Raw genomic sequence first — 14458 nt, 5'->3', positions numbered from 1 at the left:
TGGGAGCAACGCGCCACCATCCGCGCCGACAAGATCACCAAAGCATGGTCCAGCAACCCCGCCTACGGAGTCGGGATCGCCTGTGGGCCCTCCCGCCTGGTCGTGGTCGACCTCGACACCCACAAGCCCGGAACCGAGATCCCCGAACCGTGGAAGTCGTTCGAGATCACCACTGGCGCCGACGTGCTCGACCACCTCGCCGGAGTCCACGGCGGCACCATCACCCCGACCTACACCGTGCGCACCGTCTCCGGAGGAACCCACCTCTACTACGCTGCGCCGGCCGATGTGGCCTACGGCAACACAGCCGGAAAGATCGGCTGGTTGATCGACACCCGCGCCCACGGCGGATACGTCGCCGCACCGCCAACCAGCATCGGAGCTAGCGCGTACGACATCATCGACGACCGCCCGGCCGCACCGCTCCCGATGTTCCTGCTCGACCTCCTCACCCACGACCGCCGACCCGCCACCCGCACGTCACAGAACCGCTCTCAGGACGGTTCTAGGACACAGGCCCGACCACTACAGCCGATCGGGTCCGGCGAGCCACTGCGCGACCCGGACGCGTACGTAAACCGCGTCTTCGACATCGCGATCAACGGCGACCACGCAAACGGCGTCGCGGGTCTGCTGGACGCGACCAAGGGCGGCCGAAACGCCGCGCTCTTCGTCGCGGCCGCCACAGTCGGAAAGTTGGTTGCACGCGACCTGATCACCGAACACTCCGCGCTCGACCGGCTGTTGGTCGCTGCCGCTGGGCACATCGCCGCTCGCGCCTACACCGCCTACGAGGCCGAGAACACGATCCTGTCCGGCTTCCGCCGCGCCGCGACCCGGAGCGCCGCATGACCCACGCCTTCGACCAACGAGACGACCAGACAACGCCCAACTCGGAACCCAACCCGGAGGAACAACCCATGGCCGACGACACCACCACCGCCGAGAACGTCACGGTCAGCCCGGGTGAGGAAAGGCTCACCCCGGCCGACTTCGCGCCCAACGCGGGAGAGCTGCTGCTCAACGAGGTTCGCGATGCGATCGGGAAGTACGTCATCCTCCCCGATGCTCACGCCATGACCGGGGTCGTTCTCTGGATCGCCGCCACCCACGCCGTACCCGTGTGGGCCCACGCGCCCCGCCTGGTGATCCGTGCCCCGGAGAAACGATGCGGCAAGTCGCGGCTGCTCGACCTGGCCGAGGCGACCTGCCATGACCCGCTGCTCACCGTCAACGCCTCACCCAGCGCCGTTTACCGCTCCATCGGGATGAAGACGAAGAACCCGCCCACGATCCTGCTCGACGAGGCCGACACCATCTTCGGACCCAAGGCAGGCGAGAACGAAGACCTACGCGGCCTGCTCAACGCCGGACACCAGCGCAACCGGCCCGCGCTGCGCTACAACGCCGCTAACTCGAGCGTCGAGCGCATCCAGACATTCGCCATGGCCGCCCTCGCTGGGATCGGTGCGATGCCGGACACCATCGAGGACCGCGCCGTCGTTATCCGGATGCGTCGTCGCGCGCCTGGTGAGTCCGTCGCGCCGTACCGGACTCGCCGTGATGGTCCAGCGCTGGACAACCTCCGAAAGCGGCTGAACCAGTGGGTGGTCGCGCATCATGACCACCTCGGCACCGCCACCCCGGACATGCCGGTCGAGGACCGCGCCGCCGACACCTGGGAACCTCTGCTCGCGATCGCCGACCTTGCCGGAGGCGACTGGCCCGAGATCGGCCGCGAAGCCTGCGTCACCCTCACCGAGACCCGCGACGCCAACGCACAGACCACCCTGCAAACCCGACTGCTGACCGACTGCCGTACCGCGTTCGGTGACGCCGAAGCGCTGCCCACCTCGGTCCTGCTCGACCGGCTCAAGGACGACCCCGAGGCACCGTGGGCGACCTACTCCAACCCGCTGCAAGGTCTGACCGCGATGAAACTCGGTTTCCTGCTGCGCGACTTCGACATCCGATCCGACACGATCCGGTTCGACACCGGACAAGCCAAGGGCTACCAGCGTGCCGCGTTCGCCGACGCCTGGGCCCGCTACTGCGCACCCGCCCCAACCTGCCTCATCTGCCGCCAACCTCTCGCGATCGACGACGGCACCCGCACACACCCGACCTGCGACCCGGAGGCCCGTCGATGACCACCCACCCCACCCGACCGGCGACACGTCGAGGGCCCCAAGCCGTACCAGCCGTACCAGCCGTACCAAGACCCTGTTTTCCGAGGTCAGGCCACGATTCCGAGTGGTACGGCTTGGGAAATCGAGCCGTACCAAAGCCGTACCAGAAATCCCAAGCCGTACCAGCCGTACCAAAGCCGTACCACCCAAAATCCGCACCTGACCAGCCGAAACACGCCGTTGGTACGGCTGGTACGGCTGGTACGGCTCACCCCACCTCAACCCACAACACGAGCGCCAAGGAGGCCCACTGATGAGCAAGATCAGCCGCCGCGATCACCTGGCCGTCGCGGGATCAGCCAACGACCCGAACGATGTGCTGCCGATCCTCTGGACATCGCGCGAGGTCGCCGAAGCGCTCAAGGTGACGCCGTCGACGCTCTGCCGCTGGCGGGCAACCGGCAAGGGACCTCGCGTCTACTGGCTCTCTCCTGACTCGCCCCGCTATCGCCGTAGCGACGTGCTCGCCTGGCTTGAGGAGGTGGCCGCGTGAACGTCCGGAAGATGACGAACGGTCGCTGGCAAGCGCGACTGAAGCAAGGTCGGGTCGACATCGGCACAAAGATGTTCGACACCCGCCGCGAGGCTGTCGACTGGCTCACCCGCGAGCGTGCCGCGCTCGCGGGTGGGTTCGACCGCCGCGCCGGACAGATCACCGTCCGCAAGGCCTTGCCGATGTGGCTCGATGAGCGCAAGGCGACCGTCGCCCCCAAGACGTACACCGCAGATGCCGCGCTCCCGCGCCTAACACCGCCCGCGCTGTCAGCCCTGCAGATCGGCAGTGTGACCGAACGCGAGGTCTCCCGCGCGCTGGTCGCGCTCCGCCGCCGAGGCCTCGCCGAGAAGTCGGTCAAGCGCTACCGGGCGTCACTGTCTTCGTTCTTCGCATGGGCAGTCCGAGAACGCATGGTCCAGCACAACCCCGTCACACCAACCCGAGTACCCAAAGCAAGTGAGGTAGCCACCGAGATGCACCCCTTCAGCGAGACCGAGCTAGAGACCTTCGTCCTCGATGCCGCCCACCTCGCATCGAGGGACTCCGTCAGTCTGATTCGAGCAGCAGAGCGAACACGCGACCTCGCCCGACTCTCGGACATCCTGCTGGTCGCGGGATGGACCGGGCTCCGCTGGTCGGAGCTGCGTGAGGTTCGAGTGAGCGACGTCGTATTCGACCCCATGCCGGGCATCTACGTTCGACGCGCAGCACCCGAGGGAGGCGAAGCCAAGACAACCAAGTCCGGGAAGTCCCGATTCGTGCCGCTCGCGGCCCGCCCACGATCCTGCTCGACGAGGCCGACACCATCTTCGGACCCAAGGCAGGCGAGAACGAAGACCTACGCGGCCTGCTCAACGCCGGACACCAGCGCAACCGGCCCGCGCTGCGCTACAACGCCGCTAACTCGAGCGTCGAGCGCATCCAGACATTCGCCATGGCCGCCCTCGCTGGGATCGGTGCGATGCCGGACACCATCGAGGACCGCGCCGTCGTTATCCGGATGCGTCGTCGCGCGCCTGGTGAGTCCGTCGCGCCGTACCGGACTCGCCGTGATGGTCCAGCGCTGGACAACCTCCGAAAGCGGCTGAACCAGTGGGTGGTCGCGCATCATGACCACCTCGGCACCGCCACCCCGGACATGCCGGTCGAGGACCGCGCCGCCGACACCTGGGAACCTCTGCTCGCGATCGCCGACCTTGCCGGAGGCGACTGGCCCGAGATCGGCCGCGAAGCCTGCGTCACCCTCACCGAGACCCGCGACGCCAACGCACAGACCACCCTGCAAACCCGACTGCTGACCGACTGCCGTACCGCGTTCGGTGACGCCGAAGCGCTGCCCACCTCGGTCCTGCTCGACCGGCTCAAGGACGACCCCGAGGCACCGTGGGCGACCTACTCCAACCCGCTGCAAGGTCTGACCGCGATGAAACTCGGTTTCCTGCTGCGCGACTTCGACATCCGATCCGACACGATCCGGTTCGACACCGGACAAGCCAAGGGCTACCAGCGTGCCGCGTTCGCCGACGCCTGGGCCCGCTACTGCGCACCCGCCCCAACCTGCCTCATCTGCCGCCAACCTCTCGCGATCGACGACGGCACCCGCACACACCCGACCTGCGACCCGGAGGCCCGTCGATGACCACCCACCCCACCCGACCGGCGACACGTCGAGGGCCCCAAGCCGTACCAGCCGTACCAGCCGTACCAAGACCCTGTTTTCCGAGGTCAGGCCACGATTCCGAGTGGTACGGCTTGGGAAATCGAGCCGTACCAAAGCCGTACCAGAAATCCCAAGCCGTACCAGCCGTACCAAAGCCGTACCACCCAAAATCCGCACCTGACCAGCCGAAACACGCCGTTGGTACGGCTGGTACGGCTGGTACGGCTCACCCCACCTCAACCCACAACACGAGCGCCAAGGAGGCCCACTGATGAGCAAGATCAGCCGCCGCGATCACCTGGCCGTCGCGGGATCAGCCAACGACCCGAACGATGTGCTGCCGATCCTCTGGACATCGCGCGAGGTCGCCGAAGCGCTCAAGGTGACGCCGTCGACGCTCTGCCGCTGGCGGGCAACCGGCAAGGGACCTCGCGTCTACTGGCTCTCTCCTGACTCGCCCCGCTATCGCCGTAGCGACGTGCTCGCCTGGCTTGAGGAGGTGGCCGCGTGAACGTCCGGAAGATGACGAACGGTCGCTGGCAAGCGCGACTGAAGCAAGGTCGGGTCGACATCGGCACAAAGATGTTCGACACCCGCCGCGAGGCTGTCGACTGGCTCACCCGCGAGCGTGCCGCGCTCGCGGGTGGGTTCGACCGCCGCGCCGGACAGATCACCGTCCGCAAGGCCTTGCCGATGTGGCTCGATGAGCGCAAGGCGACCGTCGCCCCCAAGACGTACACCGCAGATGCCGCGCTCCCGCGCCTAACACCGCCCGCGCTGTCAGCCCTGCAGATCGGCAGTGTGACCGAACGCGAGGTCTCCCGCGCGCTGGTCGCGCTCCGCCGCCGAGGCCTCGCCGAGAAGTCGGTCAAGCGCTACCGGGCGTCACTGTCTTCGTTCTTCGCATGGGCAGTCCGAGAACGCATGGTCCAGCACAACCCCGTCACACCAACCCGAGTACCCAAAGCAAGTGAGGTAGCCACCGAGATGCACCCCTTCAGCGAGACCGAGCTAGAGACCTTCGTCCTCGATGCCGCCCACCTCGCATCGAGGGACTCCGTCAGTCTGATTCGAGCAGCAGAGCGAACACGCGACCTCGCCCGACTCTCGGACATCCTGCTGGTCGCGGGATGGACCGGGCTCCGCTGGTCGGAGCTGCGTGAGGTTCGAGTGAGCGACGTCGTATTCGACCCCATGCCGGGCATCTACGTTCGACGCGCAGCACCCGAGGGAGGCGAAGCCAAGACAACCAAGTCCGGGAAGTCCCGATTCGTGCCGCTCGCGGCCCGCCCACGATCCTGCTCGACGAGGCCGACACCATCTTCGGACCCAAGGCAGGCGAGAACGAAGACCTACGCGGCCTGCTCAACGCCGGACACCAGCGCAACCGGCCCGCGCTGCGCTACAACGCCGCTAACTCGAGCGTCGAGCGCATCCAGACATTCGCCATGGCCGCCCTCGCTGGGATCGGTGCGATGCCGGACACCATCGAGGACCGCGCCGTCGTTATCCGGATGCGTCGTCGCGCGCCTGGTGAGTCCGTCGCGCCGTACCGGACTCGCCGTGATGGTCCAGCGCTGGACAACCTCCGAAAGCGGCTGAACCAGTGGGTGGTCGCGCATCATGACCACCTCGGCACCGCCACCCCGGACATGCCGGTCGAGGACCGCGCCGCCGACACCTGGGAACCTCTGCTCGCGATCGCCGACCTTGCCGGAGGCGACTGGCCCGAGATCGGCCGCGAAGCCTGCGTCACCCTCACCGAGACCCGCGACGCCAACGCACAGACCACCCTGCAAACCCGACTGCTGACCGACTGCCGTACCGCGTTCGGTGACGCCGAAGCGCTGCCCACCTCGGTCCTGCTCGACCGGCTCAAGGACGACCCCGAGGCACCGTGGGCGACCTACTCCAACCCGCTGCAAGGTCTGACCGCGATGAAACTCGGTTTCCTGCTGCGCGACTTCGACATCCGATCCGACACGATCCGGTTCGACACCGGACAAGCCAAGGGCTACCAGCGTGCCGCGTTCGCCGACGCCTGGGCCCGCTACTGCGCACCCGCCCCAACCTGCCTCATCTGCCGCCAACCTCTCGCGATCGACGACGGCACCCGCACACACCCGACCTGCGACCCGGAGGCCCGTCGATGACCACCCACCCCACCCGACCGGCGACACGTCGAGGGCCCCAAGCCGTACCAGCCGTACCAGCCGTACCAAGACCCTGTTTTCCGAGGTCAGGCCACGATTCCGAGTGGTACGGCTTGGGAAATCGAGCCGTACCAAAGCCGTACCAGAAATCCCAAGCCGTACCAGCCGTACCAAAGCCGTACCACCCAAAATCCGCACCTGACCAGCCGAAACACGCCGTTGGTACGGCTGGTACGGCTGGTACGGCTCACCCCACCTCAACCCACAACACGAGCGCCAAGGAGGCCCACTGATGAGCAAGATCAGCCGCCGCGATCACCTGGCCGTCGCGGGATCAGCCAACGACCCGAACGATGTGCTGCCGATCCTCTGGACATCGCGCGAGGTCGCCGAAGCGCTCAAGGTGACGCCGTCGACGCTCTGCCGCTGGCGGGCAACCGGCAAGGGACCTCGCGTCTACTGGCTCTCTCCTGACTCGCCCCGCTATCGCCGTAGCGACGTGCTCGCCTGGCTTGAGGAGGTGGCCGCGTGAACGTCCGGAAGATGACGAACGGTCGCTGGCAAGCGCGACTGAAGCAAGGTCGGGTCGACATCGGCACAAAGATGTTCGACACCCGCCGCGAGGCTGTCGACTGGCTCACCCGCGAGCGTGCCGCGCTCGCGGGTGGGTTCGACCGCCGCGCCGGACAGATCACCGTCCGCAAGGCCTTGCCGATGTGGCTCGATGAGCGCAAGGCGACCGTCGCCCCCAAGACGTACACCGCAGATGCCGCGCTCCCGCGCCTAACACCGCCCGCGCTGTCAGCCCTGCAGATCGGCAGTGTGACCGAACGCGAGGTCTCCCGCGCGCTGGTCGCGCTCCGCCGCCGAGGCCTCGCCGAGAAGTCGGTCAAGCGCTACCGGGCGTCACTGTCTTCGTTCTTCGCATGGGCAGTCCGAGAACGCATGGTCCAGCACAACCCCGTCACACCAACCCGAGTACCCAAAGCAAGTGAGGTAGCCACCGAGATGCACCCCTTCAGCGAGACCGAGCTAGAGACCTTCGTCCTCGATGCCGCCCACCTCGCATCGAGGGACTCCGTCAGTCTGATTCGAGCAGCAGAGCGAACACGCGACCTCGCCCGACTCTCGGACATCCTGCTGGTCGCGGGATGGACCGGGCTCCGCTGGTCGGAGCTGCGTGAGGTTCGAGTGAGCGACGTCGTATTCGACCCCATGCCGGGCATCTACGTTCGACGCGCAGCACCCGAGGGAGGCGAAGCCAAGACAACCAAGTCCGGGAAGTCCCGATTCGTGCCGCTCGCGGACCGCATCCTCCCGACCGTCAAAGACCTGATCGCCGGACGCACCACCCGCGATCTGGTGTTCGTCACCGCCACTGGTCACCGGTTGCACGCGAGCGCCGTCAAGCGGGCCGTCGACTGGGAGCTGATCTCGCACGGCCGCAGAATTCACGATCTGCGCCACACGGCCGCCTGCCTGTGGCTGGCGAAGGGCGTGCCCGCGACCACGGTTCAGGCATGGATGGGGCATGCCTCAATCGCGACGACAAACATCTATCTGCACCACCTCGGGACCGTCGCAGATGAGGCCGGATTGGCCCGCCTGAACGGCTCGGGGGGAATCCGGGGGGAATCCGCCGAATAACGGCAGCACAAACAAGCAAGAACCCCGCCTGACTCTCTGCGTTTCCGCAGGTCAGGCGGGGTTCTTCTTTGGTGGAGCTGAGGGGATTCGAACCCCTGGCCTTCTCATTGCGAAGGTTTGGAGACCCAGAACTATGGGTTGAGAACACCTGGCAGGCGTTGCATGTATTGCATGTCGTTTCACCCTCGGGGGGAATCGGGGGGGAATGAATCGGCGAGCGTGCAGGCCTTCCGAACATGTGCGTCAATACGTCGCGCTGCATCACGCGGCTCGACCATGGATGTATCGAACCTGAGGTCTGCCTCTCCCAGTTCGGGCGTCGCCCGCCATGCCTCCAGACGCTCTGCAACGTCCGCACTCCCCCGCTGCCGCAACCGATCGACTGCGACATCCTCCGGACACCAGAGAGAAACGACAACCCAACGCGCTCCACTGACCGCCGTGGCTACCGCGTCGACCGCCTCGACCTGTCCTAGGTGGAGGACCGGCACCCCATGGCCGAGCGCGTCGATCAGGCCAGGCCTGTCAACCGCATAGGTCGCACCGTAGCGGCTGTTCTCCCACACGACGCCGCCGCGCTCCCGTAGTTCTTGGAGCGCGGCGCTGGTCGTAATTCGGTAGCCCTCTCGGCGACCCTCGCCGACCTTGATTCGCGCGAAGTGGACGTAGTCATCCGACAGCGCTCGAAGGGCAGCGTCGACGGTGTCCTTCCCAGCGGCCGGCGGACCGTAGAGGATCACCCCGCGAGTCATTTCGCGGGCACCTCGGCGAGCGTTGCTATCAGTCGCGCCGCCTGATCCTTAAGAGGCTCCGCAGATGTCGAATTGTCGATGACGTGATGGTCCACGACTGGACGGAACGTGAGGTCAATCGCCTCCATGTACGCGTCCCAGGTGGCCAGCTTGTGCGCGTCACGAGCTGCACCCCGACGACGTACATAGGTCAGCATCGTGTCCGCGTCACAGGTGACCCACACGACGGTCATGGGTAATCCGTCGTCCGCAAACTGCGCCTGCTGGCGCGCGAGCCACGACGCGTCCTTGAACTCACGCAAGAAGGGAGCCGTGACGACGGCACCAGCGCCGCATGCCGTGTTTTCGTGCGCCGTCGACATCAGCGCCTCATACTCACGCGGCCGGACCTTTGACAAATAGGTCTCCGACTCCCGATCGCTCGACTCAGCCCCCAACGCCTCAAGAGCCACCTCGACAACTGGGCGGGTGATGGTGTCCTTGTCGATGATCATCCAGCCCGTCAGCCGGGTGAGGATGCGCCCGAGCTCGGTCTTGCCGCTACCCGCGTAGCCGCCGATCAGCAGAGCCCGGGGAGCCGCCTCGCTCACCTTGGGCGTGAGGTGCGCAGATCGCACGATCCGGCGCGAACGCGACTGGTTCTCCACCAGCCCCATCTCTGCGAGTGCCTTCATCGCCTCATTGACCGTCCAGACGCTCGCACCCGTCTGCTCGGCGAGCGTTCGGGTCGACGGCATGACCTCGCCGTCACGTAGGACCCCCGCCTCGATCTGGTTCTGAATGTCGCGTGCGATCCGCTGCTGCTTCGCACCCGCCAGTGCGTCGATTGGCCCGTCTGTCATGCGTCTCCCTAGTTCGACCTTCGCCATTCAGTGTGCTCGTTCTGACCTAACAGTTTCGCTGACAACTGTCGCACGACCCCAGCCCGAGCGGAAATTTCTCGCAGAAACTTCTACCTAACAGTTGACATGGTGAGCCATTCCGTTGTTAGGTAGAACACAGGCAGCCACCCGGCTGCCAGGCCACGGAAAGGGCATGAAGATGATCACGACCACCGCCACCATCACCGCCAACCAGGGCAAGACCCTCGACGCGATGTACGCCGCCTGGCAGACCCGCAAGGACACCGCCGACACGGTCAACCGTGGCCAGATCGCCACCCGGAAGCACCACCACCGCGTCATCACGGGTCTCGCTGAGCGCGGCCTCATCCGCTGCGTCCGGTCCTTCCCGTCCGGCGATGCCTTGTTCGCCCTTACCGAAGCCGGTCGTCAGGTTGCCCGCTCCCGAAAGTACGGAGCCTGACCCACGATCCCCGGGCCCGGGGTGAGCCCCAGAGGCAGCCCCGGCCCGGCCACCAAGCAACACCCGCTCATCACCCGGAAGGAACCACCCCGATGCACACCGACCACTTCGCGAACACACGAGACGAGCCGACCGGAGATGACCTGGCCGCGATTGAAGCCGAGTGGCCGCAGATCGCTGCTGAGGTCGATCTGGTCGAGGCCGAGTGCCGTCTGCTCGCTGACCCGGCCGACGCGCTCGCCAAGCGGGCCCACCGCCGGGCGATGACGGCACTGCTGCACCTGCTGGTCCAGCAGGCCAACCACGACGCGGCGATCTCGGCCGCGCCTGTCTACACGATCACCGACCCTCGCCCGGCCGTCCCGGCCGAGGCCGCCTGAAAGGCATATCTAGTCATGGTTACCGCACCTTTGTTCATCATCTTCCTGATCGTCGCTGTCTTCATGGTCCGCTGGGGCGGCACCCACCCGGGTGTCCTCGCCTTCGGTGCGGTCCTCGGTCTCTCGTTGGCCTCGACCACGATCGGCGCGCCGATCCTGGACGGGATCGAGACGGCGATGACGTCGGCTCTCTCGGCCGCCTCGAACATCGCCGGGGGTGCCCGATGAGTACCGCGAAGTCGTGGGATCTGACCTGGGCCGCAAACATCCTGGAGTGTGTCCCGAACGTGGACGTGCACGGCTTCAAGGTGAGCGCGGGGACGGACGTTCGTCTCGCTCATGGGGCCCCGGAGCGTCGACCCGCTGTGCTGCTGGAGATCGAGCCCGCTGGGCTTGTCGCGGCACAGCTGATCGCCGATGCGCTCTACCTGAGCGAGGATGCCCGGGCCTACGTCGCTGACGCGATCGGGCTGCTGATTCGTCACGACTGGTCCGGTCGGGTCCCTGCTGGCAGTGGCGAGACCACGGTGTTCGTGAAGATGTCGACCACCGAGCGCGTGTGGACCGTCTCGGAGGCCGCAGCATGAGCACCCCTGAGAACCTGGCGAAGATCCCGACATCCAAGCCCGAGATCGCGGCCGCTCTGCGCCGCTGGGCGAAGGGCTCCCTTCCCGACGAGGCTGCGGTCGAGCTGCTGGTCCGTGCCTGGGGCGGTCGCCTGCTGAACGGGTCGTGGGTCCGGGTCGAGCCCGGCGCTGCCTGGATCGACGCCGACCGCGCGGACGGTGGCTACCTCTCCGGGGGTGAGCGTCGCCTGCTGGACATCGCGCTGTCCCTGGCCTCCTACGACCGCACGGTCTGCCTCAACGAGGTCCTGCCCGGCTTGGACCGCACCGCGTTGCGGCTGGTGATCGCCGCGACCGCGCGTGCAGCTGGCGCCTCCTACCCCTGGCCTGACAACACCACCACCGAGAGGTAAAGGAACTAGTCATGAAGATCAACAAGGCAGCCGCCCGGGCCGACTTCAAGAAACAGGCTGCGAAGTTCCGCCGCGAGGCTGAGATGGCCGAGAAGGGAGCCGCGCGCTTCCGTGAGCAGGGCAAGCCTGCCGCCGCGAAGACCTGCGAAGACCTGGCCAAGGTCTACCTCAAGCAGGCCGACATGGCCGAGAACTACAAGTTCCCCAAGTGGGTGAAGTGACGCCATGGCTGTCGAGTACACCGGCCTGTTCGGCCACGGCACCGTCAAGGACACCGCACGCCACGTCGCCCGGACCCACCGCGCGAAGGTCGCGAAGAAGCTGCCCGGCTCCAAGGACCCGCACGCGGGCAAGAAGGCCAAGGTCGGCAAAGCGTCCGACCCGTACCGGAACAAGAAGCCGGTCAAGCGCACCAACCCAGTGGCGAAGGGCTGGTTCTGATGCCCAAGCGCCCCAAGGTCACCGTCATCAGGTCGGGGCCCAACACCCCCGACATCGTCGTCGACCCGTCCGCGAGGACGCCGTATGTCCAGGTCGGCGTCCACACCATCACCCCCGCCGCCGCCCGGACCCTGGCCAAAAACCTGACCAAGGCCGCTGGCCTTGCTGAGAAGGGAGCCTGATCATGACCACCACACCGAACCAAGAGGCCCACGGGATCGGGGTCTACGACCTCGACGCGGCTCGCCGCGCCCGTGAGGCCGCTCCTGAAGCCTCTGAGAGCACCAACGCTGCCCCGGCCATCGCCGAGAACGTCTCTGAGCGCGCTCAGGCCGCTCACGACAACACCGACGCCGCCGCCGAGGACGACACGGAGACGACTCCGGAGATCGTTGACGGTCAGGTCCTCGCCGTTCGCGACGACCGGTCCGGCACGGTCAAGGCTGCCCCGCGCCGGGAGATCCTGCCCGCCTGGGCCAAGGACCGCGAGTCGGCGAAGTCGGCGGCTGCGTGGGCGGTGAAGCACTACGGCCACACCACGACCTATCACGGGGTGCGTCTGCCGACGTACTACGCGAAGTTGGCCGCCCGGTCCCCGCTCGGCCTGGGCCGTGTCATGGCTATGTGCTGGGGCTGGATCTTCGACGCCGAGGACAAAGAGAACCGGATGACCGTACGCGGCAACACCCTCGACGCCGGGGCCTATCTCCGGCTGAGGGAGGACCACCGCCGCCAGATCAAAGCGCGCGTCTTCCTTGCGGTCCTGATGCTCCTGACCGTGGCCGGCATCGCCGCCTACGTCGTGTACGGGATCGACTCCCTGATGGTCCAGCTCGGTCTCGGCTTGGCCGCTCTGGCTGGTCTCGGCCTGCTCGGTCGCAACCCGGACAAGCCGATCACCGGCCGTGCCGTGGACACGGCCAAGGAGCCGCGGCTTACCTCGGACCTGATCCTCAACGCGCTCGGTTCGCTGGGTCTGGCGCGGCTGAACCAGGCCATGGCTAAGGAGGGTGCGAAGGCGATCGCGTTCGTCTCGCCGATCATGCGTGACGGTGCTGGGTTCCGTGCCGAACTCGACCTCCCGCCCGGGGTGACTGCCTCGGAGGTGATCGAGCAGCGCGACCGTCTCGCTTCGGGTCTGCGTCGCTCCCTGGGGAAGGTGTGGCCCGAGACCGACCCCGAGGTCCACGTCGGCCGCCTGGTCCTCTACGTCGCCGACAAGTCCCTGGCCCAGTCCAAGCCCGCGCCCTGGCCGCTGGCCACCTCCGGGAAGGTCAACGTGTTCGAGCCGATCCCGATCGGTGTCGACCAGCGTGGCCGCCCCGTGGTCGTGACCCTGATGTTCGCGACCGGTCTTATCGGTGCCCTGCCGCGCATGGGTAAGACGTTCACCCTGCGCCTGCTCTGCCTCGCTGCCGCGCTGGACCCGCGCGTCGAGCTGCACACCTACAACCTCAAGGGCGGATCCGACCTCGGGATGCTCGATGACGTCGCCCACGCCAACCGGTCCGGGGACGACCCCGAAGACATCGACTACCTCGTCCGCGACCTGCGGGAAGGGGCGATCGAGATGCGCCGCCGCTACAAGGCCATCAAGACCCTGCCCCGGGAGGTGTGCCCCGAGTCCAAGGTCACCGACGCTCTCGCCTCGGAGAAGTCCCTCAAACTGCACCCGATCTTCTGGGCCTTTGACGAGACACAGAAGATGTTCGAGCACCCCACCCACGGGGCCGAGATCGCCGAGATCGTCACCGACCTGGTCAAGCGCGGACCCGCGGTCGGGATCATGGTCTGGCTGGCCACCCAGCGCCCCGACGCCAAGTCCATCCCGACCGGCATCTCCGCGAACGCGGTCCTGCGGCTGTGCCTCAAGGTCATGGGACAGGTCGAGAACGACATGGTCCTGGGGACCTCGATGTACAAGTCCGGCATCCGCGCGACCACCTTCGGTCGTAAAGACCTCGGTATCGCCTACCTCGTCGGTGAGGGTGACGACCCGGTCATCGTCCGGTCCTCCTTCGTGGACGCGCCCGCCGCCGAGGTCATCTGTGCCCGTGCCCGTGCTGCGCGGTTGGCCGCTGGCCGCCTGACCGGAATGGCGGCCGGGGAGATCCTGCCCGACGACGACACCGGATCCATCCTGGACCACCTCCTCGCGGTCTGGCCCGAGCACGACCCGGAGTGGAGCAACGGGAAGGTCTGGTGCGACGAACTCGCCGCCCGCCTCGCCGAGCACAACGGGTCGCTCTATGGCGGGTGGACCGGGGAGCAGGTCACCGCTGCCGTCAAACCCCACGGGATCCGCACCGTCCAGGTCAAGAAGGTCATCGACGGCAAGCAGACCAACAAACGCGGTCTGGTCCGCCGCGACCTGACCGACACACTCGGCCACACCGACACCGACGACCCCGACAACCCGATCGGAGGTGTCCTTGCACCCGTCTGAACCCCGGAAT

The 14458-nt window shown here is 66.9% G+C and carries 19 protein-coding genes and 2 pseudogenes; 19 read left to right on the top strand and 2 right to left on the bottom strand.

The window, feature by feature from the left end:
- The 10 genes and pseudogenes from BJ988_RS30055 to BJ988_RS30020 form a co-directional block, all read left to right on the top strand.
- A partial coding sequence (locus tag BJ988_RS30055) for a bifunctional DNA primase/polymerase (protein ID WP_179661840.1) occupies positions 1–852 on the top strand: 852 nt, incomplete at its 5' end.
- Positions 849–2150 (top strand): DUF3631 domain-containing protein, encoded by a 1302-nt coding sequence (locus tag BJ988_RS30050; protein ID WP_246321592.1) that lies wholly within the window; start codon positions 849–851, stop codon positions 2148–2150. The genes BJ988_RS30055 and BJ988_RS30050, both read left to right, overlap by 4 nt.
- 292 nt (positions 2151–2442) lie before the next feature.
- Positions 2443–2682, top strand: coding sequence for a helix-turn-helix transcriptional regulator (locus BJ988_RS30045; protein WP_179661025.1), 240 nt, complete (start codon positions 2443–2445; stop codon positions 2680–2682).
- 11 nt (positions 2683–2693) lie between these two features.
- A pseudogene (locus BJ988_RS31640) lies at positions 2694–3080 on the top strand (tyrosine-type recombinase/integrase); the annotation flags it as partial.
- A 539-nt stretch (positions 3081–3619) separates the two neighbouring features.
- Complete coding sequence (locus BJ988_RS30040; RefSeq protein ID WP_246322227.1) at positions 3620–4324, top strand: DUF3631 domain-containing protein; 705 nt, start codon at positions 3620–3622, stop codon at positions 4322–4324.
- Positions 4325–4616: 292 nt separating this feature from the next.
- The gene (locus BJ988_RS30035; RefSeq protein WP_179661025.1) at positions 4617–4856 is read left to right on the top strand and encodes a helix-turn-helix transcriptional regulator; all 240 of its coding nucleotides are present in this window, start codon (positions 4617–4619) and stop codon (positions 4854–4856) included.
- A gap of 11 nt (positions 4857–4867) precedes the next feature.
- Positions 4868–5254: pseudogene (locus BJ988_RS31635) on the top strand (tyrosine-type recombinase/integrase); the annotation flags it as partial.
- A gap of 539 nt (positions 5255–5793) precedes the next feature.
- Positions 5794–6498, top strand: a complete 705-nt coding sequence (locus BJ988_RS30030; protein ID WP_246322227.1) for a DUF3631 domain-containing protein — start codon at positions 5794–5796, stop codon at positions 6496–6498.
- 292 nt (positions 6499–6790) lie between these two features.
- Positions 6791–7030 (top strand): helix-turn-helix transcriptional regulator, encoded by a 240-nt coding sequence (locus BJ988_RS30025; RefSeq protein ID WP_179661025.1) that lies wholly within the window; start codon positions 6791–6793, stop codon positions 7028–7030.
- A complete protein-coding gene (locus BJ988_RS30020; protein ID WP_343051811.1) occupies positions 7027–8145 on the top strand; it encodes a tyrosine-type recombinase/integrase in 1119 nt (372 codons plus the stop codon). Before BJ988_RS30025 ends, BJ988_RS30020 begins: the two co-directional genes overlap by 4 nt.
- A gap of 179 nt (positions 8146–8324) precedes the next feature.
- On the opposite strand, the gene BJ988_RS30015 is transcribed toward BJ988_RS30020, so the two are convergent.
- Both BJ988_RS30015 and BJ988_RS30010 read right to left on the bottom strand, forming a co-directional pair.
- On the bottom strand, positions 8325–8897 hold the full coding sequence (locus BJ988_RS30015; protein ID WP_179661037.1) for a phosphotransferase-like protein: 573 nt from the start codon (positions 8895–8897) through the stop codon (positions 8325–8327).
- Positions 8894–9766: an AAA family ATPase gene (locus tag BJ988_RS30010; protein ID WP_218861152.1), complete on the bottom strand. Its 873-nt coding sequence runs from the start codon at positions 9764–9766 to the stop codon at positions 8894–8896. Before BJ988_RS30010 ends, BJ988_RS30015 begins: the two co-directional genes overlap by 4 nt.
- A gap of 166 nt (positions 9767–9932) precedes the next feature.
- On the opposite strand from BJ988_RS30010, the gene BJ988_RS30005 reads away from it, so the two are divergent.
- From BJ988_RS30005 to BJ988_RS29965, 9 genes are all read left to right on the top strand, one after another.
- Entirely contained in the window at positions 9933–10202 is a 270-nt protein-coding gene (locus tag BJ988_RS30005) for a hypothetical protein (protein WP_179661036.1), read from the top strand.
- A gap of 92 nt (positions 10203–10294) precedes the next feature.
- Complete coding sequence (locus BJ988_RS30000) at positions 10295–10582, top strand: DUF6284 family protein (protein WP_179656084.1); 288 nt, start codon at positions 10295–10297, stop codon at positions 10580–10582.
- A gap of 15 nt (positions 10583–10597) precedes the next feature.
- Positions 10598–10810 (top strand): hypothetical protein, encoded by a 213-nt coding sequence (locus BJ988_RS29995; RefSeq protein ID WP_179661035.1) that lies wholly within the window; start codon positions 10598–10600, stop codon positions 10808–10810.
- Positions 10807–11169, top strand: a complete 363-nt coding sequence (locus BJ988_RS29990) for a hypothetical protein (protein WP_179661034.1) — start codon at positions 10807–10809, stop codon at positions 11167–11169. Before BJ988_RS29995 ends, BJ988_RS29990 begins: the two co-directional genes overlap by 4 nt.
- Positions 11166–11561 (top strand): P-loop NTPase family protein, encoded by a 396-nt coding sequence (locus tag BJ988_RS29985; RefSeq protein ID WP_179661033.1) that lies wholly within the window; start codon positions 11166–11168, stop codon positions 11559–11561. The genes BJ988_RS29990 and BJ988_RS29985 overlap by 4 nt, the downstream gene beginning before the upstream one ends.
- Before the next feature lie 11 nt (positions 11562–11572).
- A complete protein-coding gene (locus BJ988_RS29980; protein ID WP_179661032.1) occupies positions 11573–11782 on the top strand; it encodes a hypothetical protein in 210 nt (69 codons plus the stop codon).
- Positions 11783–11786: 4 nt separating this feature from the next.
- Positions 11787–12002, top strand: coding sequence for a hypothetical protein (locus tag BJ988_RS29975; protein WP_179661031.1), 216 nt, complete (start codon positions 11787–11789; stop codon positions 12000–12002).
- On the top strand, positions 12002–12184 hold the full coding sequence (locus BJ988_RS29970) for a hypothetical protein (RefSeq protein ID WP_179661030.1): 183 nt from the start codon (positions 12002–12004) through the stop codon (positions 12182–12184). The genes BJ988_RS29975 and BJ988_RS29970 overlap by 1 nt, the downstream gene beginning before the upstream one ends.
- Before the next feature lie 2 nt (positions 12185–12186).
- A complete protein-coding gene (locus tag BJ988_RS29965) occupies positions 12187–14448 on the top strand; it encodes a cell division protein FtsK (RefSeq protein WP_179661029.1) in 2262 nt (753 codons plus the stop codon).
- Positions 14449–14458 lie beyond the last annotated feature (10 nt).

Source organism: Nocardioides panzhihuensis, from assembly GCF_013408335.1.
GTDB classification, from domain to species: Bacteria; Actinomycetota; Actinomycetes; order Propionibacteriales; family Nocardioidaceae; genus Nocardioides; species Nocardioides panzhihuensis.
This window is presented reverse-complemented; position numbering and strand designations above follow the sequence as displayed.